The organism is Paraburkholderia sp. BR13444, from assembly GCF_040948755.1.
Taxonomy (GTDB): Bacteria; Pseudomonadota; Gammaproteobacteria; order Burkholderiales; family Burkholderiaceae; genus Paraburkholderia; species Paraburkholderia youngii.
Window position 1 is genome coordinate 92861 of the sequence record NZ_JBFPKM010000002.1, and the last position, 23839, is coordinate 116699.

A 23839-nucleotide genomic window follows, 5' to 3' on the forward strand; every position below is an offset into this window, starting at 1 on the left:
CCCGCTTTGCGGCGCACGCCGCGGCGGGCCACCGAATACCAAATCATCATGACTGAACCGACCCAGCCAAATGCGGCCCAGCGGAATGCCGCCCAGCCGACTGTCGTGCCCGAAGTGGACGACAACAAGATCATCGCCGAGCGCCGCGAAAAGCTGCGCGAGCTGCGTGAGCAAGGCGTCGCCTATCCGAACGATTTCCGTCCCACGCACCACGCCGAAGATCTGCAGTCGCAGTACGAGCACGCTGACAAGGAAGCGCTCGAAGCGAATCCGCTCGAAGTCGCGATCGCCGGCCGCATGATGCTCAAACGCGTGATGGGCAAGGCGAGCTTCGCGACCGTGCGCGATGGCTCGGGTCAGATCCAGTTCTTCATCACGCCGGCCGACGTCGGCCAGGAAACCTACGACGCGTTCAAGAAGTGGGACATGGGCGACATCGTCGCCGCGCGCGGCGTATTGTTCCGCACCAATAAGGGCGAGCTGTCGGTGCGCTGCACGGAGCTGCGTCTGCTGTCGAAGTCGCTGCGTCCGCTGCCGGACAAGTTCCACGGTCTCGCCGACCAGGAAATGAAGTACCGCCAGCGCTATGTCGACCTGATCGTCACGCCGGAAACGCGCCGCACGTTCGTCGCGCGCACGAAGGCGATTTCGTCGATCCGCAAGTACATGGCCGATGCGAACTTCATGGAAGTCGAAACGCCGATGCTGCACCCGATTCCGGGCGGCGCGGCGGCCAAGCCGTTCTCGACGCATCACAACGCGCTCGACATGCAGATGTTCCTGCGCATCGCGCCGGAGCTGTATCTGAAGCGTCTGGTGGTGGGCGGCTTCGAGCGCGTGTTCGAAATCAATCGTAACTTCCGCAACGAGGGCGTGTCCGTGCGCCACAACCCGGAATTCACGATGATCGAGTTCTACGCGGCCTACACCGACTACAAGTGGCTGATGGACTTCACCGAGCAGCTGATCCGCCAGGCCGCGATCGATGCGCTCGGCACGGCCACCATCACCTATCAGGGCCGCGAGCTCGATCTGTCGAAGCCGTTCCATCGCCTCACGATCACGCAGGCGATCCAGAAATACGCGCCGCAATACACGAACGAACAGCTCGCCGACAGCACGTTCCTGCGCGCCGAACTGAAGAAGTTCGGTGTCGATGCGTCGCAGCCGCAGTTCCTGAACGCGGGCATCGGCTCGCTGCAGCTGGCGCTGTTCGAAGAGACCGCCGAGTCGCAACTGTGGGAGCCGACCTACATCATCGACTACCCGATCGAGGTGTCGCCGCTCGCGCGTGCGTCGGACAAGGTGGAAGGCATCACCGAGCGCTTCGAGCTGTTCATCACCGGCCGCGAAATCGCCAACGGCTTCTCCGAGCTGAACGATCCGGAAGATCAGGCCGCGCGGTTCAAGAAACAGGTCGATCAGAAGGACGCCGGCGACGAGGAAGCGATGTTCTACGACGCGGACTACATCCGCGCGCTCGAATACGGCATGCCGCCGGCGGGCGGCTGCGGTATCGGCATCGACCGCCTGGTGATGTTGCTGACCGATAGCCCGAGCATCCGCGACGTGATTCTGTTCCCGCATCTGCGTCGCGAAGATTGAGCGACGCTAAGCGCGAGTAGTCGTTGCGCTTCGCGTGCAATGTGATGGTTCTGAAGAGCGCCCGGTCGATGCCGGGCGTTTTTTATGCGCGTTTTCGCTTGGCGGGACCGGTTTCTGCGAGCAGTCGTTTTGTAACCGGCGGTAAAAGCCGCGCCAGTGCGCGCAAATCGCCGTGGTCGCAACAGTCTTGAAAGCTTGCTGACACAAGGCGCGCCGCGCAGAGGCCACCGGCCCACGCCCGAGGCCGCCATCGAGCCGGTTACAAATGGAAACGCTGCCGGGATCGAATTGCCCGACACTCAGTCTCATAGGCAGTCGGCTCTGTCAGAAGCGGAGGCCCCACATGGACACCCCTACTCATCAACCCACGCAGCCACGTCGTCTTCATCCGTTGATCGCGGTCGCCGCCGGCGCGGTGCTCGTTGCAAGTCTCGTCGCTACCGCCGCGATCACCGGCGTGTTCCCGAAGGCGTCGGGCAACGGCGCACAGAACGGTCAGACACAGGCCGCGCAGGTCAGCACGCAAGTGCCGGGCGTCGTCGATTCGGCCGCACCGGTCAATCCATCCGCGCAACAGCAGCAGGTTCAGGCTCAGCAAGCTGCGCAGCCCGCCCCAGCCCCGGCCCCCGTTCCGGCGCAGCAACAGCAATACGCGCAGCAGCAACAGGCGCCGGCCGCACCTCAGGCGCAGTACGCGCAACAACCCGGGCCGCAAGCAGCGCCCCAGTACGCGCAGCAGCCGGCGCCACAAGCCGCTCATTGCTCGACTTGCGGCACAGTCGTCGCGATCTCTGCAGTTCGGCATGAAGGACATGGCACCGGTATTGGCGCGGTCGGCGGCGCGGTGGCCGGTGGCGTCGTCGGCAATCAGTTCGGGGCCGGCAGCGGGCGTACCGCGATGACGCTGCTCGGCGCGCTCGGCGGCGGGTTGGCCGGCAACTCGGTCGAAAAACATCTGCGCAGCACGACGTCGTATTCGGTGCGCGTGCGCATGGAAGACGGCAAGACGCGCTACTTCACGTATCACGAGGCCCCGCCGTTCCACGACGGCGAGCGCGTGCGCGTGCAGAACGGCGGTCTCGTCGCCGACTGACATCGGCCGCGTCACTCACGCGCTCCACTCTCGTCGACGCAGCCATGAAAAAAGGCGATTCCATCGGAATCGCCTTTTCTTTGCAGTTCGATGAATCGGTTCGAACGCGCGTTCAATAATCCGCGTCTTCGATCCACGCCGCCTGAATCGCTTCGAGGATCTTTTCGCTGGAGCGGTTCGGATCGTCGTCGAAGCCTTCGAGCTCCATCACCCAGCGATGCAGATCGGTGAAACGCACCTGCTGCGGATCGACATCCTGATGCTTGTCGGTCAGAGCCATCGCGATTTCTTGCGTATCGGTCCACTTCATGGCGGCGCCCTCCTGTTAGTGGTTTTCCTTCGCGTGATTGATCGAGTAACGCGGAATTTCGACGACCAGATCCTGCTCGTCCGGCATGATCGCCTGGCACGACAGGCGCGAAGCCGGTTCGAGCCCCCATGCCTTGTCCAACAGATCGTCCTCGTCTTCCTCGGACGGCGTCAAGGCGGCGAAACCCTCACGCACGATCACATGACACGTCGTGCATGCGCACGACTTCTCGCACGCATGCTCGATTTCGATACCGTTATCGAGCAGGTTGTCGCAGATGCTCTTGCCGGGAACGGCGTCGATCACCGCGCCTTCCGGGCACAGTTCGACGTGAGGCAGCACAACGATTTGAGGCATACAGTTTCCGTTTGGGTCTGAGGCACAGCGGCTGCCAGCAATGCCGCGTGCAGGCTCCGTACCATTTTACTGGCGCCGCGCGGACTTTTTAAGTCCAGCCGGCGCGCTCCGGTGATTCGTGCGACGTTCGCAGTTCGTTCGCCCGTTCAGATCTCGTCGAGCTTGCGGCCCGACAACGCGCGGCGAATCCCCTTGTTCATGCGGCGCGCGGCGAATTCGTCGGTGCCTTCGGCGAGCGCCTTCGTCGCGGCTTCGATCGCGCCGACGTCCTCGCCCGACGCGACGTTGCGCAGCGCGGCGAGCAGCGCATCGAGTTCGGCGCGTTCACTGTCGTCGAGCAGTTCCGCGTCGGCGGCGAGCGCCGCGTCGGTCGCTTCGACGAGACGCTGGGCTTCGACCTGCGCCTCGCGCAGAGCGCGCGCCCGCATATCGATTTCAGCGGTCGAAAAGCTGTCTTCGAGCATGCGCGCGATGTCGTCGTCGGCGAGGCCATACGAAGGCTTCACGACGACCGACGCCTCCACGCCCGACGCGAGCTCGCGCGCGAACACGGACAGCAGGCCGTCGGCGTCGACCTGATAGGTCACGCGAATGCGCGCGGCGCCCGCGGCCATCGGCGGAATGCCGCGCAGCTCGAAGCGCGCGAGCGAACGGCAATCGCTGACGAGCTCGCGCTCGCCTTGCACGACGTGAATCGCCATCGCGGTCTGACCGTCCTTGAAGGTCGTGAAATCCTGCGCGCGCGCGACTGGAATCGTCGAGTTGCGCGGAATGATCTTTTCGGTGAGACCACCCATCGTCTCGACGCCGAGTGACAGCGGAATCACGTCGAGCAGCAGCCACTCGTCGCCTTCCGCGCCGCGGTTGCCGGCCAGCAGATCGGCCTGGATCGCCGCGCCGAGCGCGACGACCTGATCCGGATCGAGATTGACGAGCGGCGCCTGGCCGAAGAACGCCTCGACCGCGCGGCGGATCACCGGCATGCGCGTCGCGCCGCCGACAAGCACGACGCCCTTGATGTCCTTGGTGGTGACCTTCGCGTCGCGCAGCGCCTTCTTCGTCGGACCCAGCGTGCGTTGCACCAGCTCGGCCGTGATGGTCTCGAAAGTGGCTTCGTCGATCGTCAGATCGAGCGCGGTGCCGTTGGCAAGCGTGAGCTTGAGGTTAGCCTTCGGCGCGCTCGACAACGCCTCCTTGGCCTCGCGCACGCTATCGAGCAGCAGGCGCACGTCGTGCGGCGCGAGCGTCTGCGGCGCGATGCCGGCCTGTTCGAGCACATGGCGGTACAGCGCATGGTCGAAGTCATCGCCGCCGAGCGCGGAATCGCCGCCCGCCGCCAGCACTTCGAACACGCCCTTGGTGAGCTTAAGAATGGACAAGTCGAAGGTGCCGCCGCCGAGGTCGTAGACCGCGTACAGACCTTCGGCGCCGTTGTCGAGACCGTAGGCGATCGCGGCCGCGGTCGGTTCGTTCAGCAGCCGCAGCACGTTCAGCCCGGCGAGGCGCGCAGCGTCTTTCGTCGCCTGGCGCTGCGCTTCGTCGAAGTATGCGGGCACCGTGATCACCGCGCCGACCAGTTCGTCGCCGAGCGTGTCTTCGGCGCGCTGGCGCAGCGTCGCGAGAATTTCAGCCGATACTTCCACCGGGCTCTTCACGCCGTCCACAGTACGGATCTGCACCATGCCGGGTGCGTCGATGAAGTCGTACGGCGCGTTTTCGGCGCCCTCCACCTCGGCCTTGCCGCGGCCCATGAAGCGCTTGACCGACACGATCGTGTTGCGCGGGTCGCTGGCGGCCTCGGCCTTCGCCCGGCGGCCGATGCGACGGCCGCCCTGTTCCAGGTAGCGCACCACCGAGGGCAGCAGCACGTGCCCGTCTTCGTCGGGCAGCACATCGGGCAGGCCGCTGCGCACGGCGGCGACGAGGGAGTTGGTGGTGCCGAGATCGATACCGACCGCCAGACGCCGCTGGTGAGGCGCCGGCGCCATGCCGGGTTCGGAGATTTGCAGTAAGGCCATCTGGATCTTCTCGGGGACGTTGTGCCCCGTCCTGAATGTTCGCGTTGCTGGGGGTGATGCCACGGCTCGCGGCCGCTCTGGTTTTTGTTTGTCGCTTGCTACATCGCTGCCTGCCGGTGCTGCTTCGGCGTGTTGCTGCTTGCCGGCGCCGCGCTTTTTGCGCGCGCCGCACGAAACCGGGCTAGCCTTCGAGCCGCTCGATCTGCGCTTCGATTTCCGACGCGACGCGTTCGATGAACATCATCTGCCGCACCGCCTCGGCCGCCGCCTGATTCGCACCGTTATCGAGCGATGCGCCGAGCTTGTCCAAGCGCTGACGTTCCTCGTCGCGCAACTCGATGAGCAGCGCGTCGAGCGCGTCGACGTTCTTCGCCGCGGCCGCATCCTCGATGCTCTCGCGCCACTCCATCTGCTGCATCAGGAACGCGGGCTCCATCGCCGTGTTGTTCTCCGCGCCGACGTTGATGCCGCGCAGCGACAGCAGATAGGTCGCGCGCTTGAGCGGATCGCGCAGCGTCTGATACGCCTCGTTCGCGCGCGTCGCCCATTGCATCGCGATACGCTTTTGCGCATCGCCGGCCGCCGCGAAGCGGTCCGGATGCACCTGCGCCTGCACGGTGCGGTACGCGTGATCGAGCGTGCTCGCGTCGAGCGCGAATTGCGCCGGCAGACCAAACAGATCGAAGTGGCTGTCGTTCAGCGATGCCATCGGATGAAAGTCCGTTGATGAAAACCTGGTGTGGAAACGTTGGGCCGTGTCAGGCGTGAGCGCTTCACGCGCGCACCGATCAAACTAAAAAGGCGGCCCGCGCCGCCTTTGATCCGCCGCACGCGGAAAGTAACGAATCTAGACTCGGAACGACTCGCCGCAGCCGCATTCGTCTTTCACGTTCGGGTTGTTGAACTTGAAGCCTTCGTTCAGCCCTTCGCGCGCGAAGTCGAGCTCCGTGCCGTCGATATACGCGAGACTCTTCGGGTCGACCACGACCTTCACGCCGCCTGTCTCGAAGACCTGATCTTCCGGCGCGAGTTCGTCCACGTACTCGAGCTTGTAGGCGAGGCCCGAGCAACCGGTGGTGCGCACGCCGACGCGCAACCCGATGCCTTTACCACGGCGGGTCAGATACTTCTGGACGTGCTGTGCTGCCTTTTCGGTCAACGTAATTGCCATAACGTTTCTCAGTTGCCGGTGTGCTTGGCACGCGTGTTCGCGCCGCGCTCACCTGTTGCTTCGTTCTTACCTTGTTGCTGCTCAGGCGGCCTTGCCGTCTTCAGCGACCGCCGCTTCGCCGTGGCGCTGCTTGTAGTCGGCGACTGCTGCCTTGATCGCATCTTCCGCGAGGATCGAGCAGTGGATCTTCACCGGCGGCAGTGCCAGTTCTTCGGCGATCTGCGTGTTCTTGATCGACATGGCCTGGTCTAGCGTCTTGCCCTTCACCCACTCGGTGACGAGCGAGCTCGACGCGATGGCCGAGCCGCAGCCGTAGGTCTTGAACTTCGCGTCTTCGATGATGCCGTCCGCGCCGACGCGGATCTGCAGTTTCATCACGTCGCCGCAGGCCGGCGCACCGACCATGCCGGTACCGACCGTGTCGTCGTCCTTGGCGAAGGAACCGACGTTGCGCGGGTTTTCGTAGTGGTCGAGGACCTTGTCGCTATAAGCCATGATTACACTCCTTGATTCGTTTCAACCTGCAATCCGATGAACGTTCGATGTCGGTTTCGTTCCGCGGGCGCGTCAGTGCGCGGCCCACTGGATGGTCGACAGATCGATGCCGTCCTTGTGCATTTCCCACAGCGGCGACAAATCGCGCAGCTTGGAAATCTTCGTCTTCAGCAGGTTGATCACGTAGTCGATCTCCTGCTCGGTCGTGAAGCGTCCCACCGTGAAGCGGATCGAGCTGTGCGCCAGTTCGTCGTTGCGGCCGAGCGCGCGCAGCACGTACGACGGCTCCAGCGACGCCGACGTGCACGCCGAACCCGACGACACCGCGACGTCCTTCACCGCCATGATCAGCGATTCGCCTTCGACGAAATTGAAGCTGATGTTCAGGTTGTGCGGCACACGCTTTTCCATGTCGCCGTTCACATACACTTCCTCGATTTCCGACAAGCCTTTGAGCAAACGGTCACGCAGCATGCGGATGCGCTCGTTTTCGGTCGCCATCTCTTCACGCGCGATGCGGAAAGCTTCGCCCATGCCGACGATCTGGTGCGTCGCGAGCGTGCCCGAACGCATACCGCGCTCGTGGCCGCCGCCGTGCATCTGCGCCTCGATCCGGATGCGCGGCTTGCGACGCACGTACAGCGCGCCGATGCCCTTCGGGCCGTAGGTCTTGTGCGCCGAGAACGACATCAGGTCGACCTTCAGCTTCTGCAGATCGATCTGGATCTTGCCGGTGGCCTGCGCCGCGTCGACGTGGAAAATGATGCCCTTTTCACGCGTGATCTCGCCGATCGCCTCGATGTCCTGGATCACGCCGATCTCGTTGTTGACCGACATCACCGACACCAGAATCGTGTCCGGGCGCAGCGCCGCCTTGAATGCGTCGAGGTCGATCAGACCGTCGTCCTTGACATCCAGATAGGTGACTTCGAAGCCTTCGCGCTCAAGTTCGCGGGTGGTGTCCAGCACGGCCTTGTGCTCGGTCTTCACCGTGACGATGTGCTTGCCCTTGCTCTTGTAGAAGTGCGCGGCACCTTTCAGAGCGAGGTTGTCCGACTCCGTCGCACCCGAGGTCCAGATGATTTCGCGCGGATCGGCGTTCACGAGCGCTGCGACCTGCTCGCGCGCTTCCTCGACCGCGCGTTCGGCGTTCCAGCCATAAGCGTGGCTACGCGACGCGGGGTTACCGAACTGTTCACGCAGATACGGGATCATCTTGTCCACCACACGCGGATCGATCGGCGTCGTGGCGCTGTAGTCCATGTAGATGGGCAGATGGAGAGAGTCGTTGTTCATCAATTGCTCCGGGGACGTCATGTGCTCTGGCTTCTGAATTCGATATGGGGCTGCGGCGAAGGATTTCTATCGCGTGCCGCGCTTCACGAACCGGCCATGTTGAAAACGGAATTGGGACCCTTGGGCGCCACGCGGACGGGTTCGACCGCCGGCGCGTCGCTGCGCCTGTCGCGCAGCACCGCCGGCGCGCCTTCGCGCGAACGCTGCTGGTCGACCAGATCCTTTAGCGAAACCGAATCGAGGTATTCGACCATTTTCTGGTTCAGCGTCGACCACAGCTCATGCGTCATGCAGTGGCCATCGTGCTGCTTGGTGCCTTCGCACGTGCCCTTGCCGCCACACTGGGTGGCATCGAGCGGCTCGTCGACCGCGATGATGATGTCGGCCACCGTCACCTCTTCGGCACGGCGCGCGAGATTGTAGCCACCGCCCGGTCCGCGCACGGACTCGACGATTTCATGACGGCGCAGCTTGCCAAACAGCTGCTCGAGATACGACAGGGAGATGTGTTGGCGCTGGCTGATACCCGCAAGCGTCACCGGGCCCTGCTCCTGGCGCAACGCCAGGTCGATCATCGCCGTGACGGCGAAACGGCCTTTCGTGGTGAGTCTCATATGGTGTGGGAACCGCAATTCTCGACAAGTTTTGTCAAGTATAAATACATGACCGATTTAGTCAAGTATGGGCGGCAAATTTTGTGTCATCTGCTTAATTGATCACCATACTTCGACGCCAGATTGACATGCGCGGCACACGCAGCATGAGGCTGCGTTTGTCACCCGAGGGATTCGCCCGCGCTCTTCGCCCCATACCTACGCGAGCAACTGCGGGCGCAGCGCGGCGATCAGCCCGCGGCAGGCTGCTTCGCACTGATCGAGCACCAACTCGAAGCCTTCCGCGCCGCCGAAATACGGGTCGACGACCTCTCGCGCGCCGCTCCAGCGGCCATCCGACTCCGGCACGAACTCCATCAGCAGGCGGATCTTGTCACGCTGAGAAGACGGGCACAGTTGACGCAGCGCGGCGACGTTGCGGTCGTCCATTGCAATCAGCAGATCGAAGCGCTCGAAGTCCGCGACCGTGATCTGGCGGCCGCGCAGCGCGTCGAGGGCATAGCCGCGCTGGCGCGCCGCGTGTTGCGCGCGTTCGTCGGGCGGCGCGCCGATGTGCCAATCGCCGGTGCCGGCCGAATCGATCAGAATGCGATCCGCGAGCTTCGCCTCGTCGACTAGATGACGCATCACGCCCTCCGCCGTCGGTGAACGGCAGATATTCCCGAGGCAAACGAAACAGATGGACACAGTTTTCATCAGGGATTCTTCGGCGCTCCAGGCGCCGCGCGTGAGGTCATCAGACAGTCAGCGGACTGCGCCGCGATTATACAAACCTCGACGGATTCGCGCCGGTCGTGGTACAGCCGCGCAAGCGCAGCGGGCTTCGTACCGCCGCGGTCCGCCGCGACTGCCTACGACGCCTCGGCCAGCGGGGTCGCCGCGGCGGCAGGCATCGGTTTGGCCGGCAATGCCGACGCTGTGTCGATCATGCCGTATGACACCGCGCGTGCGAGTTCGGCGGTCAGATGGTTGGCATCGAGCGGCATCTGCGAAGCGCGCGAGGAGGTTTGGCCGTTGATGTGCAGATAGGCGAGCACCGCGAGCGCCCCAACGATGGCCAGAGGCCAGTACACCGATATTGTCTTTTTCATGATGTGTTTTCCAATTAGGGGCGCATGAGCTTTTGGCGCACTATGCCCAGTCGAAATGCTATAGGAATTCACAATCAGGAAAAACCCGCGCACACGCGATACATCGTTGCTCGAAATGGAACAGTCAATTGAGAGGTCTTCCATGAGCGATTGCGGGATCGCTGGCACGAAAAAGAAGACCTTACAAACTCATACAAAGCCGCCGCGACGGAAAGCGATAATGATGGTCTTATTCTTACATCGACATTTCTTTGCACTTGCAACTGGTCCCACAAAATGAAACGCATTGCACCTTTCGCTGGCCTCGTGGCCGCCGCGCTGCTCGGCGGCTGCGCGGTCTATCCCGACGGCACGCCGATGTATGGCAACGGCTACGGCGCCTATAGCGGCTATGACGATTACGCGCCGGGCGTAGCGGTCGTGCCGCAATCCAATGTGTACCTCGGCTACAGCGATTACGGTCCGGGACGCTACTACGGCCCGCCGCCGGGCCGTGGCTTCCGCGGTCATCCGGGCGACAACGACCACGACAATCACGGCAACGATCGTGGCAACAATGGTGGCGGTCCTGGACAGCCGCACGGCGGGCCACCGCCGCAGGGCGCAGCGGGCGGTCCGCACGGCCCGAGCGGGGCGAATGGCGGCCCGCGCCCCGGCGCAGGGGGCCCGCCGCCGGCGCAGCCGCAGCCGCAGCCGCAAGCAGGCAACGGCGGACGGGGCAACGACTGGGTGAGAAATGCGCCTGCCCGTCGCCCGGGGCAACCGACGGAACATTGAGGACCGTCCGACGTCGAGCTAGTCCCGCCCGCGCCCAAGATGACAGCTGTGTGAGCGCGCAGCCGTCAAACCACTCCCACTGCCGCCGGCTCAGCCAATATGGCTGCGCTGCGCGGCATACAACTCCCGGAACGTACGACCCACCGGCGCCGGCATGTCGCGCGTATCGGTCCAGCCCGCGCCGCCGAGCGGCAGCTTTGCAATCGACCGATTGCGCCCACCCATGCGCTCCAGCACGCGCACCGCGAGTTTCGTAAAGAGCGCATAGGCATCGGGATGCAGCGCGAGCCAACCCCACACCGCCAACCCGGCGCGCTCCTTCCACGGCCGCAGGTGTCGCTCCATCTGCTTTTCGCGCAGCTTGCGCAACAGATCGGACAATGGGATACCGACCGGGCACACGCTGTTGCATTCGCCGCACAACGTTGCTGCTTGCGGCAAATCGAGCGCCTTGTCGATGCCGACATAGCTCGGCGTCAGCACCGAGCCCATCGGCCCCGGATACACCCACCCGTACGCATGTCCGCCGACCTTCTGATACACCGGGCAATGATTCATGCACGCGCCGCAGCGGATGCAGCGAAGCATCTCCTGAAAGTCTCCGCCGATCAGCCCAGTTCGGCCACCGTCGACGAGCACCACGTACATATGCTCTGGCCCGTCCTGATCGCCCGCGCCACGCGGCCCGGTCAGCACCGAAAAATAGTTCGAGGTGGCCTGCCCGGTTGCCGAACGCGGCAGCAGGCGCATCGCTGTCGCGAGATCCTCGAGCGTCGGCAACACCTTCTCGATGCCGGTGACTGCGACGTGCACGCGCGGCATCACCGTGCACATGCCTTCGTTGCCCTCGTTGGTCACGACCACCACCGAGCCCGTTTCCGCGATGATGAAATTGCCGCCCGTCACGCCCATGTCCGCGCTCAGAAAATGCGGCCGCAGCATCTCGCGCGCCTCGCGCGTCATGTCGGGAATCTCGGTGAGCCGCGGCCGGCCGTGGGTCTTCGCGAACAGATCGGCGATCTCGTCTTTATCCTTGTGAACGACCGGCGCGATGATGTGGCTCGGCGGCTCGTTGTCGTTGATCTGCAGGATGTATTCGCCGAGATCGGTTTCGATCGACTGCACGCCCATCTGCCCGAGCACTTCGTTCAGGCGCATTTCCTCGGTGACCATCGACTTGGTCTTGATCACCTTCTTTACGTCGTGCTTGCGTGCGATGTCGCCGACGAGCCGCGCGGCCTCCTGCGTGGTCTCCGCGAATAGCATCGTCACGCCGCGCCGGGTCGCCTCGCGCTCGAAGGTTTCGAGCCACACGTCGAGATTCTCGAGCGCGCGATTGCGACGCTCCTTGAGCGCCGCGCGGGTCGTGGGAAAGTCGATCGCGGTGATCGCGCTGGCGCGCGCCGACACGAACTTCGTAGACAGTTTGGTCAGGTTTTGCTGCAGGCGCTGGTCGGCGAGTTTCTGACCGGCGCGAGCCTTGAACTGCATCGATTGAACTTGCATGGCGGCCCTGAGGAGATCGGATTGAAAACGCGCGGCGCATCCGCGCGCGACGCAATGCGTGAAAGACGAGAGAGACGCGACGCGAACAATCGCCGTGTTCGCCGCGCGGGGCTTACACGTCGCCGGCTAGCACCTGCGCGATATGCAGCACGCGCGTCGTGGAGTCGCCCTGGCGGCGCAGCCGCCCTTCGATATTCAACATGCAGCCGAGGTCGCCGAGCACGACCGTACCGGCACCGCTCGCGGCGATGTTGGCGCACTTTTCGTCGACGATCGCGGTCGAGATATCGCCGTACTTGACCGCGAACGTGCCGCCGAAGCCGCAGCAATGCTCGCAGCCGTTCATTTCGGTGACCGCGACGCCGACCTGCGCGAGCAGTTCGCGCGGCTGCGCCTTCACGCCCAGTTCCCGCAGGCCCGAACATGAGTCGTGATAAGTCACCTGTCCTGCGAACTCGCCCGGTTGCAGCTGCACCTTCGCGACGTTGACGAGGAAGTCCGTCAGTTCGAACACCTTGCCGCGCAGGCGGCCGAAACGATTCATAAGTTCGGGATCATCGCGGAACAGGTCGCCGTAGTGCGCGCGGATCATGCCGCCGCACGAGCCCGACGGCACCACCACGTAGTCGAACTGTTCGAACTCGCGCAGCGTTTTCTCAGCGAGTTCGCGCGCGAGCCGGCGGTCTCCGGAGTTGTACGCGGGCTGCCCGCAACAGGTTTGCGCAGGCGGCACCATGACCTCGAAACCGGCGCCTTCGATCAGCTTGATGACCGAAAAACCGATCTCGGGACGCATCAGGTCGATCAGGCACGTGACGAACAATCCGACTCGCATGAGCCCTCCTTTCGGGGAAACGTCCCTGATTATCCGCTGTTTGCTGGTGCAATACCAACGGCCGGAAGGCATAGGAAGCAGCACCGTCGGATTGGAAGCGCGCCTCGAAGCGCGTTCGCTTTTTTCACAATACGAGATACAATCAGTTTTCGCTGTTTGACGCATCCACCGATTCTCATATGAGCGATACGAACCCGGATCCCAAAACCTCGATCCAGGTGATCGAACGCATGATGCGCCTGCTCGACGCACTGGCGGCACATAGCGACCCGGTCAGCCTGAAAGAACTGGCCCTCCGCACGGAGCTGCACCCCTCCACCGCGCACCGGATCCTGAACGATATGGTGATGTGCCGGCTGGTCGACCGTTCGGACCCCGGCACCTACCGTCTCGGCATGCGCCTGCTCGAACTCGGCAATCTCGTCAAGGCGCGCCTGTCCGTGCGCGACGCGGCGCTCACGCCGATGCGCGAGCTGCACCGTCAGACCGGGCAGACCGTGAACCTGTCGGTGCGTCAGGGTGACGAAATCGTCTATATCGAACGCGCGTATTCGGAGCGCTCGGGCATGCAGGTGGTGCGGGCGATCGGCGGGCGCGCGCCGCTCCATCTGACCTCGGTCGGCAAGCTGTTCCTCGCCGCCGACGAAGCCACCCGCGTGCGTGCCTACGCAACCCGCACCGGTCTGTCGGGCCACACGCAAAACAGCATCACCGATCTCGCGAAACTCGAGCGCGAGCTGTCGCATGTGCGCCAGCAGGCCTGCGCGCGCGACAACGAGGAACTGGAGTTGGGCGTGCGCTGCATCGCCGCCGGCATCTACGACGATACGGGCAAGCTGGTCGCGGGGCTGTCGCTGTCTGCGCCGGCCGATCGCTTGCAGGATTCGTGGCTGGGGCAGTTGAGCCAGACCGCGTTGATGATTTCGGAGTCGCTAGGCTATCGGCCGCAGGCGCAGCAGGATCATTCGCACGGCTCGCACAGTTCGCACGGCCAGCATTCGTAGGCCGCACGCACAGGGGCCGCCTGACAGCCGTTGCACCGTTGCGCTCCGTCTTCGACGCCAACGAAAAAAGCCTCGCATCCGCGAGGCTTTTTCTTGGCACGACAACTGCGGCCGGTCTGAATACGATCGGCTGACTAATCGTTCCGGCTTCAGGTACCGGGACCGCCGGCATCGGCGCTCGTGATACGTGTCTGGTCGCCGCCGTTGTCGAGCCATGTACGCAGACGCGTCGCGTCCGCGAAACGCGAGTACTTGCCCGACGAATCGAGCAGCACCAGGATCATCGGCCGGCCGTGGATGGTCGCCTGCATCACGAGACACTCACCCGCTTCGTTGATGAAGCCGGTCTTCTGCAGACCGATGTCCCACGTCGGGTTGCGCACCAGCGCATTCGTGCTGTTATACGCGAGCGTGCGCTTGCCGGTGTACACCTCGTAGCTGTGATCGGTCGAGAACTTGCGGATCAGGGGGTACTGATACGCCGCGTTGACCATCTTCACCAGGTCGCGCGCGCTCGACACGTTCATGCTCGTCAGACCGGTCGGGTTCTCGAAGTGCGTGTCGTTCATGCCGAGTTGCTTGGCCTTCGCGTTCATGGCCGCAAGGAACGCCGGGCGGCCGCCCGGGTAGTAGCGCGACAACGCCGCCGCCGCGCGGTTTTCCGACGCCATCAGCGCGATGTGCAGCATGTCCTCGCGCGACAGCACCGAGCCCACCGCCAAACGCGAACCGGTGTTCTTCTCGTAGTCGCGGTCTTCGTCGGTGACTTCGAGCTGGTCGGTCATCGGCTCTTTCGAATCGAGGACCACCATCGCGGTCATCAGCTTGCTGATCGATGCGATCGGTACCACAGCACGCGAGTTCTTGTCGAACAGCGTCTCGCCGCTGTTCTGGTCGATTACGTAGGCGACGCTCGAGCGCAGCATCAGCGCCTCCGGCGTCTCGTGCAAACCAAACGCTTGGCCGACGCTCGGCTGGCGCGGCTCGAACGCGACGCGTCGCATCACAGAATGGTGCCGGCCGTTCGCCGCGAACGTCACGCGCTTGCGTTTGACGCTGGCGCGCGGCGCATCTTCGTCTGCGGCAGCGGCTTTCACGGCCTCGCCCTTGCCGGCTTTCGCTGCCTCAGCTTTGCCGGCTTTCGCCGCACGGCTCGACACTTTCTCGGTGGCGGCCGCTTGCGCCGGCTTTTTGGCGGTTTTTGCGTGTGTGGAAGTTTTTGCGGATGCAGCAGACGTAGCTGCAAAAGCGCTGACAGGCGCAGCGAACGCCGCTGCGACCGCCAGCGAGACGGCCACCGACAGAGCGGTGCTGCGCGCCGCGCCGTGGAGCGCCTTTAGCGACGAAAACATGTCGGTTTTCATGGGTGTTCGATAGGGAGCGGCGAGAGGTTTCCGCAAGTGTAGTAAAGCAACGAAAAATTAGCAATTTGAAGCACTTATACGCGGTCCTTAAACCGGCTTGTCAGCTCCGATCGCGAAAACACGAATAAGTGCCGCGCCTCGATCGAAAAAAACGATCGTCGCCAGCAAGCCTCGCCATTGCTGCCGTCCAGCCCAACCGAGCAGATCCTTGCAGGATAACGGCAATTTTGAGACAACCTTGATCCGGGGAAATACTGTCAGAGCGCCGGCGGAAACTACTGCGCCGCGCCATGAGGGCGTTGCGAGCGTGCGACAGACTTTTAAGTGTCTGACGAAAGTCGCCAACGCGCGTTCGACTGCCTTCGTTCTTTAACGTTCCTTGTCATCGGGTGGTTTACATCGAATTGATGATGATTGGTTTTTCAGGGGCGAATCGCTCCGATGCAACCCTCTCGGCCCGCATAAAGGCTTTGACGGCGAAAAATAATCTCGCGGCCGCCTGTTGCGGGGGTCGTTTATCTCGCACCAGCGAGGTGCAGCGACTCAATCGTTCCGCGTCATATTAATGACATGCATACTGCATAACCTCTTGTTTTATCGGCGTTTTCTTAACATTGTGCGACGCACAAAAAACGCTTGACATTCCTTGTGGTCATCCTAAAATGGGAACCATTGCTGCGATGCACAATACATCGCGGTCCAGGCGGACGATCAATCGGCGTCTTGCCACCCACCCAATGCGGTCCGCACAGACCGGCCGCGATCCAGGAGCGTAAACCATGACTCTGCTGACCCCTGAGCAATTCGCCGCAGCCCAGAAAGCCAACTTCGAAACCCTGTTCGGCCTGACGACCAAAGCATTTGAAGGCGTCGAAAAGCTGGTTGAGCTGAACCTGCAAGTTGTGAAGTCGACGCTCGCCGAAAGCCAGGAAAATGCCCAACGCGCGCTGTCCGTGAAGGACGCACAGGAACTGCTGGCACTGCAAGCAAGCCTCGCGCAGCCGGTGGCTGAAAAGGCGCTGTCGTATGGCCGCCACGTGTACGAAATCGTTTCGGCAACGCAAGGTGAATTCACCCGCGTCGCGGAAGCGCAATTCGAAGAGCAAAACCGCAAGGTTCAGGCGCTCGTCGAAAACGTCGCCAAGAATGCACCGGCTGGTTCGGAAACCGCTGTCGCCGTGATGAAGTCGGCTATCACCGCCGCCAACACCACGTACGAAACGGTCCACAAGGCAACCCGTCAGGCTGTCGAAATCGCCGAAAGCAACTTCAATGCAGCTGCAACGGCCGCTTCGAAGGCAGCTTCGCAAGCCGCTGCGCAAGCATCGCGCGCTGCCGCCAAGAAGGCAGTCTAAGCTTCACGCATCAACACGCCAGGCGTTAAACACCTGGCGTCGTCGTCTTTCCCGCCGGCCCAGCCTACGCGCTGCGCCGGCGTTATCGCAAGCAACAGCGTCGTGCCGTTGCCGCTTATACGGTTTGATTGGCCGAACGCTCCGATACGTTGCAATGGACGTATCGTTTGCCCGGCCGCCAAGCCGGGATTTTTTTGCCCGCCTACCGGCCGCCGGGAAAACAGAAACGGCGCGCTCCGACATGGAGCGCGCCGTTTTTCTTTGCGCTACAGCCTGACGCACTTCGCCGGGCCCGCATGTCGCCATGCATTCCCGGCGCACCGCTTTACTTCTTCTTAACGGGCGGCAGATCGGTACAGACGCCTTCATACAACTCGGCCGCCATGCCGATCGATTCGCCGAGCGTCGGATGCGGATGGATCGTCTTGCCGATATCCGTTGCGTCCGCGCCCATCTCGATCGCGAGACAGACCTCGCTGATCAGGTCGCCCGCGTTCAGACCGACGATACCGCCGCCGATCACGCGATGCGTCTCCTCATCGAACAGCAGCTTCGTGAAGCCTTCGTCGCGGCCGTTGGCGATCGCGCGGCCCGACGCGGCCCACGGGAATACCGCCTTACCGAACTTGATGCCTTCGGCTTTCAGCTGGTCTTCCGTCTTGCCGGCCCATGCCACTTCCGGATCGGTGTATGCCACCGACGGAATCTGCATCGCGTCGAAGTACGCCTTCTCGCCATGCGCGGCTTCCGCCGCCACGTGGCCTTCGTGCACGGCCTTGTGCGCGAGCATCGGCTGACCGACGATATCGCCGATCGCGAAGATGTGCGGCACGTTTGTGCGCTGCTGATTGTCGACTTCGATGAAGCCGCGATCCGTCACCGCGACCCCGGCCTTTTCCGCACCGATCCGCTTGCCGTTCGGCGAGCGGCCCACGGCCACCAGCACGAGGTCATAGCGTTGCGGCTCGGCCGGCGCCTTCTCGCCCTCGAACGACACGTAAATACCGTCGTCCTTCGCTTCGGCCGCGACGGTCTTGGTCTTCAGCATCACGTTCGCGAACCGCTGGCTGTTGTACTTCTCCCAGACCTTGACCAGATCGCGGTCCGCGCCGGTCATCAGGCCTTCGAGCATTTCGACGACGTCGATCTGTGCGCCGAGCGTCGAGTACACGGTCGCCATTTCGAGACCGATGATGCCGCCGCCGATCACGAGCATGCGCTGCGGAATCTGGCGCAGTTCGAGCGCGCCGGTCGAATCGACGACCCGCGGATCTTCCGGAATGAACGGCAGCTTCACCGCTTCCGAGCCCGCGGCGATGATCGCCTGCTTGAACTTGACGACCTTCTTGCCGCCCTCGGTCTGCACTTCCATGTGGTTAGGATCGACGAACGCGCCGGTGCCCGTCACCACTTCGACTTTGCGCATCTTGGCCATGCCCGCGAGACCGCCGGTCAGCTTCTTGACCACGCCCGATTTGAAATCGCGCAGCTTGTCGAGGTCGATCTGCGGCTTGCCGAACGTGATGCCGTGCGACGCGAGATCAGCCGCTTCGTCGATGACGAGCGCGGTGTGCAGCAGCGCCTTCGACGGGATACAGCCGACGTTCAGACACACGCCGCCGAGCGTCGGATAACGCTCGACCAGCACGGTCTTCATGCCGAGGTCGGCGGAGCGGAACGCGGCCGAATAGCCACCGGGGCCCGAACCGAGCACGAGCATGTCGCACTCGATGTCCGCGCTGCCCGAATAGCTGCCGGCCTGCGGCGCCGGTGCGGCGGCCTTCGGCGCGGCAGGCGCCGGCGCGGGCGCCGCCTTTTCAGGTTCCTTCGCTGCCGGCGCGGCCGCGGCCGCGCCGCCCGCCGCTGCCTCGACGAGCGCGATCACCGTGCCCTGCGAAACCTTGTCGCCCGGCTTGATGCGCACTTCCTTGACGGTGCCGGCGGTATCGCTCGGCACTTCCATCGACGCCTTGTCGGATTCGAGCGTCAGCAGCGACTGCTCCTGCTCGATGACGTCGCCCGGCTTGATGTTGACTTCGATAACGTCGACATCCTTGAAGTCACCGATGTCCGGCACTTTTACTTCGACGAGACTCATGGTGTCCCCTTCTCTTATTGATCGATGATGAGCGGCGCGTTCGGCGCGCATGGCGCACGCGAACGCGCGGACGGCGCGACGCGGAACGGTCGGAACTATCCGCGCCCGCGCCGGCGGACCTCATCAGCCGGTCAAAGAATCACACGCCGGAAATCGGCAAGAATCGAACCGAGGTATGCGTTGAAGCGCGCGGCTTCCGCTCCGTCGATCACGCGATGGTCGTACGACAGCGACAGCGGCATGGTCAGGCGCGGCTCGAACTGCTTGCCGTCCCACACCGGCTTCATCGCGCTTCGCGACAGGCCGAGAATCGCGACTTCAGGCGCATTGATGATCGGCGTGAAGTGCGTGCCGCCGATACCGCCCAGCGACGAGATCGAGAAGCAGCCACCCTGCATCTGGTCCGGCTTCAGCTTGCCTTCGCGCGCGGCCTTCGACAGGTCGGCCATTTCCTTCGCGATGTCGACGAGACCCTTCTTGTCCGCGTCGCGAATCACCGGAACGACGAGGCCGTTCGGCGTGTCCGCGGCAAAACCGATGTGGTAGTACTGCTTGAACACCAGGTTGTCGCCGTCGAGGCTCGCGTTGAAAGTCGGGAATTTCTTCAGGGCCGCCACGCAGGCCTTGATCACGAACGCGAGCATCGTGAACTTGACGCCCGCCTTTTCGTGTTCCTTGTTCAGCTTTACGCGCAGCGCTTCGAGCTCGGTGATGTCCGCTTCGTCGTTGTTCGTGACGTGCGGGATCATGACCCAGTTGCGATGCAGGTTCGCGCCCGAGATCTTCTTGATGCGCGACAGCGGCTTCGGATCGATCGGACCGAACTTCGTGAAGTCGACCTTCGGCCACGGCAGCAGATTCAGTTCGCCACCGCCGGCGGCCGGGGCGGCGGCTCCTGCCGGCGCCGCGCGCTGGCCGGTCATCACGCCCTTCACGAACGCGGTCACGTCGGCCTGCGTAATGCGGCCCTTCGGACCCGTGCCCTTCACCTGGCTCACGTCGACGCCGAGTTCGCGCGCGAACTTGCGCACCGACGGCGAAGCGTGGCTCGGATGACGCGTGCCGCCTTCGCCGGCCGGGATCAGCGGCGCCTGCGCGAGCGCGGACGGCGCGGCCGGCGCCGGGGTCGGCGTGGCGGGTGCGTCGGACGGCTTTTCGACCGGCGCCTTCGCGGCCGGTGCGGGCGCGGGTGCTGGAGCAGCGCCGCCTTCCGCTTCGATCACGACGATGACCGAGCCTTCCGACACCGTATCGCCAACCTTGACCTTCACTTCCTTGACGACGCCGGCGGCCGAGCTGGGCACGTCCATCGTCGCCTTGTCGGATTCGAGCGTGACGAGCGACTGTTCCTTCTCGACGCGGTCGCCGACCTTCACCGCGATCTCGATCACGGGAACATCTTTGTAGTCGCCGATATCCGGCACCTTGATTTCCTGCACGCCGCCGCCTGCCGCCGCGGGCGCCGCGGCGGGAGCTGCCGCCGGCGCCGGCGCCGGTGCCGGTGCAGGCGCAGGAGCTGCCGCCGGCGCGGGCGCCGCGGCAGCCGCGTTGGCGCCTTCCAGCACGACGATCAGCGTGCCTTCGGACACCGCATCGCCGACCTTGACCTTCACTTCCTTGACGACGCCGTCAGCCGAGCTCGGCACGTCCATCGTCGCCTTGTCGGATTCCAGCGTAACGAGCGATTGCTCTTTTTCGACGGTGTCACCCGCCTTTACCAGCACCTCGATCACAGGGACGTCCTTGTAATCGCCGATGTCCGGCACCTTGACTTCGATCGCTTGACTCATTGTTAGTGTCTCCTGGGCCGCGCACGCCGCCTGCCCCTCGCGACGAGGAGCAGGCGCGTGCATCGTGGCACACGGGTGATGCCTTAGACGGTCATCGGGTTGGGTTTGGCGGGATCAAGGTTGTACTTCTTGAGCGCCTCGGCGACCACCTTGCGTTCGATCGTGCCTTCGTCCGCCAGCGCGTTGAGCGCGGCGACCGTGACCCAGTAGCGATCGACTTCGAAGAAGTGACGCAGCTTCTCGCGCGTGTCCGAACGGCCGTAGCCGTCGGTGCCCAGCACCACGAACTTCTGCGGCACGAACGCGCGGATCTGCTCGGTCAGCGCACGCACGTAGTCGGTCGACGCGATGACCGGACCCGGCGCATCTTTCAGCAGCTTCTCGACGTGCGACAGCTTCTTCTCTTCGGTCGGGTGCAGCAGGTTCCAGCGCTGCACTTCGTGACCTTCGCGCGCGAGCTCGGTGAAGCTCGGCACGCTCCACAGGTCGGCGTTCACGCCCCAGTCGTTCTTTAGCAGGTCGGCCGCGGCGATCACTTCGTTGAAGATCGTGCCCGCGCCCATCAGCTGCACGTGCGGCGCCTTCTTGTCGGCAGCGGTCTTTCTGAACGAGTACATGCCCTTGATGATGTCCTCGGCTACGCTTTCCAGCCCGGGGCCCTGCGGGATCGCCGGGTGCTCGTAGTTCTCGTTCATCACCGTGATGTAGTAATACACATCTTCCTGCTCGGCGACCATGCGGCGCAGACCGTCCTGCACGATGACCGCGAGTTCGTAGCCGAAGGTCGGGTCGTAGCTGATGCAGTTCGGCACCGAAGCCGCCCACAGCAGCGAGTGGCCGTCTTCGTGTTGCAGACCTTCGCCGTTCAGCGTCGTGCGGCCGGCAGTACCGCCCAGCAGGAAGCCGCGCGAGCGCATGTCGCCAGCGGCCCATGCGAGGTCGCCGATGCGCTGGAAGCCGAACATCGAGTAGAAGATGTAGAACGGGATCATGATCTCGCCGTGCGTCGAGTACGACGTCGCGGCTGCAATCCAGTCGGCCATGCCGCCGGCTTCGTTGATGCCTTCCTGCAGGATCTGACCGGTTTCCGACTCACGGTAGAACATCAGCTGGTCGGAATCTTCCGGCACGTACTTCTGACCGTCCTGATTCCAGATGCCGATCTGGCGGAACAGACCTTCCATACCGAACGTACGCGACTCGTCCGGCACGATCGGCACGACGCGCTTGCCGAGCGCCTTGTCCTTCAGCAGGATGTTCAGGATCCGCACGAACGCCATCGTCGTGGAGATCTCGCGGCCTTCGCCCGTGCCCTTCAGCAGCGGCTCGAATGCCGACAGTTCCGGCACCGGCAGCGACTGGGCCTTCTGACGACGCGCCGGCAGATAGCCGCCGAGGTCCATGCGCCGCTGGCGCATGTATTCGAGTTCCTTCGAGCCTTCCTCGAAGGTCAGGTACGGCACGTCGACGATCTGCTCGTCCGTGATCGGCAGACGGAACTGGTCGCGGAACTTCTTCAGCTGCTCCACCTGCATCTTCTTCTGCTGGTGGGTGATGTTCATCGCCTGGCCGGCTTCGCCCATGCCGTAGCCCTTGATCGTCTTCGCGAGGATGACGGTCGGCTGGCCCTTCGAATTGGTCGCTTCCGTGAACGCCGCGTAGATCTTGTGCGGATCATGGCCGCCGCGGTTCAGATTCCAGATGTCGTCGTCGGACCAGTCGGCGACCAGCGCCTTCAGTTCCGGCGTGTTGAAGAAGTGCTCGCGCACGAACGCGCCCGACTCCGACTTGTACGTCTGGTACTCGCCGTCGACGACTTCCATCATGCGGCGCATCAGCACGCCCGACTTGTCGCGCGCGAAGAGGGCATCCCAGCGGCTGCCCCAGATGACCTTGATCACGTTCCAGCCGGCGCCGCGGAATTCGCTTTCGAGTTCCTGGATGATCTTGCCGTTGCCGCGCACCGGACCGTCGAGACGCTGCAGGTTGCAGTTGATCACGAACACGAGGTTGTCCAGCCGCTCGCGGCCGGCCATGCCGATCGCGCCGAGCGATTCCGGCTCGTCCGTTTCGCCGTCGCCGAGGAAGGCCCAGACCTTGCGGCCGTCGGTCTTCGCGATGCCGCGCGCCTGCAGGTACTTCATGAAGCGCGCCTGGTAGATCGCCATGATCGGGCCCAAGCCCATCGAGACGGTCGGGAATTGCCAGAAGTCCGGCATCAGCCACGGATGCGGATACGACGAGATGCCCTCGCCGCCGACTTCCTGGCGGAAGTTGTCGAGCTGCTTCTCGGTCAGGCGGCCGAGCAGGAACGCGCGCGAGTAGACGCCCGGCGACGAGTGGCCCTGCACGAACACGAGGTCACCGCCGTGCTCGGCCGACGGCGCGTGCCAGAAGTGGTTGTAGCCGACGTCGTACAGCGTGGCGGCCGACGCGAACGACGCGATGTGACCACCGACGTTGGTTTCCTTGCCGGCGCGCAGCACCATCGCCATTGCGTTCCAGCGGGTGTACGAGCGGATGCGGTGTTCGATGTCCTGGTCGCCGGGATTCTTGGCCTGACGCGCGACCGGGATCGTGTTGATGTAAGGCGTATTGGCGGAGAACGGCAGATGTTCGCCGTGCACGCGTGCAAACTCGATCTGCTTTTCGATCAGGTAGTGGGCACGATCAGGGCCTACAGCAGAAATCACGCCATCCAGCGCTTCCAGCCATTCGCCGGTTTCCTGGGGATCGTCGTCTTTCTCGGCGGCGACATATTTCATGACTTCGTCGGGTACAGCGGACATGCTCGTCTCCTGGATATGGGGAACGCACTTTGAACAGATCACGCGGACGTAGGATAGGCCGCGGCAGCACCGGCCGATTGTAATAAGGGTCCCGACGTGAACGCAATCAAATTTTCAAATTACGAGATCAATTCTCACAATGCGGAAAATTGCTGCAACGCAACCTGGTTTGACTGCCGTTAGACTCATCCGTCGGCTAGTTTGCGCCGATTAACTGCACTTTCCGCGCTTTTTTGCGCCATTTGTCGGGGACGTGCTGAGCTACAATGCC

At 63.5% G+C, this 23839-nt stretch carries 21 protein-coding genes; 5 read left to right on the forward strand and 16 right to left on the reverse strand.

The annotated features are described in order from the left end of the window. The first annotated feature begins 48 nt into the window (after positions 1–48). Positions 49–1605 carry a lysine--tRNA ligase gene (gene lysS, locus AB3X95_RS04770; protein WP_221313999.1) on the forward strand — a complete coding sequence of 519 codons (1557 nt, stop codon included), beginning with the start codon at positions 49–51 and terminating at the stop codon, positions 1603–1605. A gap of 343 nt (positions 1606–1948) precedes the next feature. After that, positions 1949–2698: a glycine zipper 2TM domain-containing protein gene (locus tag AB3X95_RS04775; RefSeq protein ID WP_368620799.1), complete on the forward strand. Its 750-nt coding sequence runs from the start codon at positions 1949–1951 to the stop codon at positions 2696–2698. 112 nt (positions 2699–2810) lie between these two features. Here AB3X95_RS04775 and iscX read toward each other — a convergent pair whose 3' ends face one another. The 10 genes from iscX to AB3X95_RS04825 form a co-directional block, all read right to left on the reverse strand. Beyond that, entirely contained in the window at positions 2811–3008 is a 198-nt protein-coding gene (gene iscX, locus AB3X95_RS04780) for a Fe-S cluster assembly protein IscX (protein ID WP_008922031.1), read from the reverse strand. Between the two features lie 15 nt (positions 3009–3023). Next, positions 3024–3365, reverse strand: a complete 342-nt coding sequence (fdx, locus tag AB3X95_RS04785; protein ID WP_013089813.1) for an ISC system 2Fe-2S type ferredoxin — start codon at positions 3363–3365, stop codon at positions 3024–3026. A 146-nt stretch (positions 3366–3511) separates the two neighbouring features. After that, the gene (gene hscA, locus AB3X95_RS04790) at positions 3512–5383 is read right to left on the reverse strand and encodes a Fe-S protein assembly chaperone HscA (protein ID WP_184226654.1); all 1872 of its coding nucleotides are present in this window, start codon (positions 5381–5383) and stop codon (positions 3512–3514) included. Between the two features lie 181 nt (positions 5384–5564). Beyond that, a complete protein-coding gene (hscB, locus tag AB3X95_RS04795) occupies positions 5565–6092 on the reverse strand; it encodes a Fe-S protein assembly co-chaperone HscB (protein WP_368620800.1) in 528 nt (175 codons plus the stop codon). A 138-nt stretch (positions 6093–6230) separates the two neighbouring features. Next, the gene (iscA, locus tag AB3X95_RS04800) at positions 6231–6554 is read right to left on the reverse strand and encodes an iron-sulfur cluster assembly protein IscA (RefSeq protein WP_129959361.1); all 324 of its coding nucleotides are present in this window, start codon (positions 6552–6554) and stop codon (positions 6231–6233) included. Between the two features lie 81 nt (positions 6555–6635). Beyond that, the gene (gene iscU, locus AB3X95_RS04805) at positions 6636–7049 is read right to left on the reverse strand and encodes a Fe-S cluster assembly scaffold IscU (protein ID WP_013089817.1); all 414 of its coding nucleotides are present in this window, start codon (positions 7047–7049) and stop codon (positions 6636–6638) included. Positions 7050–7121: 72 nt separating this feature from the next. Continuing rightward, positions 7122–8345 (reverse strand): IscS subfamily cysteine desulfurase, encoded by a 1224-nt coding sequence (locus tag AB3X95_RS04810; RefSeq protein WP_176108193.1) that lies wholly within the window; start codon positions 8343–8345, stop codon positions 7122–7124. Positions 8346–8428: 83 nt separating this feature from the next. Beyond that, positions 8429–8959 carry a Fe-S cluster assembly transcriptional regulator IscR gene (iscR, locus tag AB3X95_RS04815; protein ID WP_013089819.1) on the reverse strand — a complete coding sequence of 177 codons (531 nt, stop codon included), beginning with the start codon at positions 8957–8959 and terminating at the stop codon, positions 8429–8431. 198 nt (positions 8960–9157) lie between these two features. Continuing rightward, complete coding sequence (locus tag AB3X95_RS04820; protein WP_176126464.1) at positions 9158–9655, reverse strand: low molecular weight protein-tyrosine-phosphatase; 498 nt, start codon at positions 9653–9655, stop codon at positions 9158–9160. Positions 9656–9810: 155 nt separating this feature from the next. Then, a complete protein-coding gene (locus AB3X95_RS04825; RefSeq protein ID WP_176126466.1) occupies positions 9811–10050 on the reverse strand; it encodes a hypothetical protein in 240 nt (79 codons plus the stop codon). Positions 10051–10326: 276 nt separating this feature from the next. Between AB3X95_RS04825 and AB3X95_RS04830 the strand changes: the two genes are divergently transcribed. After that, positions 10327–10827: a hypothetical protein gene (locus AB3X95_RS04830; protein WP_176126468.1), complete on the forward strand. Its 501-nt coding sequence runs from the start codon at positions 10327–10329 to the stop codon at positions 10825–10827. A 90-nt stretch (positions 10828–10917) separates the two neighbouring features. Here the strand turns inward: AB3X95_RS04830 and AB3X95_RS04835 are convergent, their stop codons facing one another. Both AB3X95_RS04835 and AB3X95_RS04840 read right to left on the reverse strand, forming a co-directional pair. Further along, positions 10918–12333 (reverse strand): lactate utilization protein B, encoded by a 1416-nt coding sequence (locus AB3X95_RS04835; RefSeq protein WP_176126470.1) that lies wholly within the window; start codon positions 12331–12333, stop codon positions 10918–10920. 112 nt (positions 12334–12445) lie between these two features. Further along, entirely contained in the window at positions 12446–13168 is a 723-nt protein-coding gene (locus tag AB3X95_RS04840; protein WP_176108189.1) for a (Fe-S)-binding protein, read from the reverse strand. Positions 13169–13347: 179 nt separating this feature from the next. On the opposite strand from AB3X95_RS04840, the gene AB3X95_RS04845 reads away from it, so the two are divergent. Next, entirely contained in the window at positions 13348–14172 is an 825-nt protein-coding gene (locus AB3X95_RS04845; RefSeq protein ID WP_176126472.1) for an IclR family transcriptional regulator, read from the forward strand. A 149-nt stretch (positions 14173–14321) separates the two neighbouring features. Here AB3X95_RS04845 and pbpG read toward each other — a convergent pair whose 3' ends face one another. Then, complete coding sequence (gene pbpG, locus AB3X95_RS04850) at positions 14322–15536, reverse strand: D-alanyl-D-alanine endopeptidase (RefSeq protein ID WP_368620801.1); 1215 nt, start codon at positions 15534–15536, stop codon at positions 14322–14324. Between the two features lie 779 nt (positions 15537–16315). Here pbpG and AB3X95_RS04855 point away from each other — a divergent pair. Then, positions 16316–16891, forward strand: coding sequence for a phasin family protein (locus AB3X95_RS04855; protein ID WP_013089827.1), 576 nt, complete (start codon positions 16316–16318; stop codon positions 16889–16891). A gap of 325 nt (positions 16892–17216) precedes the next feature. Here AB3X95_RS04855 and lpdA read toward each other — a convergent pair whose 3' ends face one another. The 3 genes from lpdA to aceE form a co-directional block, all read right to left on the reverse strand. Next, positions 17217–18989 carry a dihydrolipoyl dehydrogenase gene (gene lpdA, locus AB3X95_RS04860; RefSeq protein ID WP_176108187.1) on the reverse strand — a complete coding sequence of 591 codons (1773 nt, stop codon included), beginning with the start codon at positions 18987–18989 and terminating at the stop codon, positions 17217–17219. Between the two features lie 131 nt (positions 18990–19120). After that, a complete protein-coding gene (gene aceF / locus AB3X95_RS04865) occupies positions 19121–20779 on the reverse strand; it encodes a dihydrolipoyllysine-residue acetyltransferase (RefSeq protein ID WP_184226650.1) in 1659 nt (552 codons plus the stop codon). 83 nt (positions 20780–20862) lie between these two features. Continuing rightward, the gene (gene aceE, locus AB3X95_RS04870; RefSeq protein WP_368620802.1) at positions 20863–23568 is read right to left on the reverse strand and encodes a pyruvate dehydrogenase (acetyl-transferring), homodimeric type; all 2706 of its coding nucleotides are present in this window, start codon (positions 23566–23568) and stop codon (positions 20863–20865) included. Positions 23569–23839: the final 271 nt, after the last annotated feature.

Bases quoted from the DNA above. Each gene is read 5' to 3' on its own strand.
- lysS (WP_221313999.1), top strand. From the start codon at position 49: ATGACTGAACCGACCCAGCCAAATGCGGCCCAGCGGAATGCCGCCCAG.
- AB3X95_RS04775 (WP_368620799.1), top strand. From the start codon at position 1,949: ATGGACACCCCTACTCATCAACCCACGCAGCCACGTCGTCTTCATCCG.
- iscX (WP_008922031.1), bottom strand. From the start codon at position 3,008: ATGAAGTGGACCGATACGCAAGAAATCGCGATGGCTCTGACCGACAAG.
- fdx (WP_013089813.1), bottom strand. From the start codon at position 3,365: ATGCCTCAAATCGTTGTGCTGCCTCACGTCGAACTGTGCCCGGAAGGC.
- hscA (WP_184226654.1), bottom strand. From the start codon at position 5,383: ATGGCCTTACTGCAAATCTCCGAACCCGGCATGGCGCCGGCGCCTCAC.
- hscB (WP_368620800.1), bottom strand. From the start codon at position 6,092: ATGGCATCGCTGAACGACAGCCACTTCGATCTGTTTGGTCTGCCGGCG.
- iscA (WP_129959361.1), bottom strand. From the start codon at position 6,554: ATGGCAATTACGTTGACCGAAAAGGCAGCACAGCACGTCCAGAAGTAT.
- iscU (WP_013089817.1), bottom strand. From the start codon at position 7,049: ATGGCTTATAGCGACAAGGTCCTCGACCACTACGAAAACCCGCGCAAC.
- AB3X95_RS04810 (WP_176108193.1), bottom strand. From the start codon at position 8,345: ATGAACAACGACTCTCTCCATCTGCCCATCTACATGGACTACAGCGCC.
- iscR (WP_013089819.1), bottom strand. From the start codon at position 8,959: ATGAGACTCACCACGAAAGGCCGTTTCGCCGTCACGGCGATGATCGAC.
- AB3X95_RS04820 (WP_176126464.1), bottom strand. From the start codon at position 9,655: ATGAAAACTGTGTCCATCTGTTTCGTTTGCCTCGGGAATATCTGCCGT.
- AB3X95_RS04825 (WP_176126466.1), bottom strand. From the start codon at position 10,050: ATGAAAAAGACAATATCGGTGTACTGGCCTCTGGCCATCGTTGGGGCG.
- AB3X95_RS04830 (WP_176126468.1), top strand. From the start codon at position 10,327: ATGAAACGCATTGCACCTTTCGCTGGCCTCGTGGCCGCCGCGCTGCTC.
- AB3X95_RS04835 (WP_176126470.1), bottom strand. From the start codon at position 12,333: ATGCAAGTTCAATCGATGCAGTTCAAGGCTCGCGCCGGTCAGAAACTC.
- AB3X95_RS04840 (WP_176108189.1), bottom strand. From the start codon at position 13,168: ATGCGAGTCGGATTGTTCGTCACGTGCCTGATCGACCTGATGCGTCCC.
- AB3X95_RS04845 (WP_176126472.1), top strand. From the start codon at position 13,348: ATGAGCGATACGAACCCGGATCCCAAAACCTCGATCCAGGTGATCGAA.
- pbpG (WP_368620801.1), bottom strand. From the start codon at position 15,536: ATGAAAACCGACATGTTTTCGTCGCTAAAGGCGCTCCACGGCGCGGCG.
- AB3X95_RS04855 (WP_013089827.1), top strand. From the start codon at position 16,316: ATGACTCTGCTGACCCCTGAGCAATTCGCCGCAGCCCAGAAAGCCAAC.
- lpdA (WP_176108187.1), bottom strand. From the start codon at position 18,989: ATGAGTCTCGTCGAAGTAAAAGTGCCGGACATCGGTGACTTCAAGGAT.
- aceF (WP_184226650.1), bottom strand. From the start codon at position 20,779: ATGAGTCAAGCGATCGAAGTCAAGGTGCCGGACATCGGCGATTACAAG.
- aceE (WP_368620802.1), bottom strand. From the start codon at position 23,568: ATGTCCGCTGTACCCGACGAAGTCATGAAATATGTCGCCGCCGAGAAA.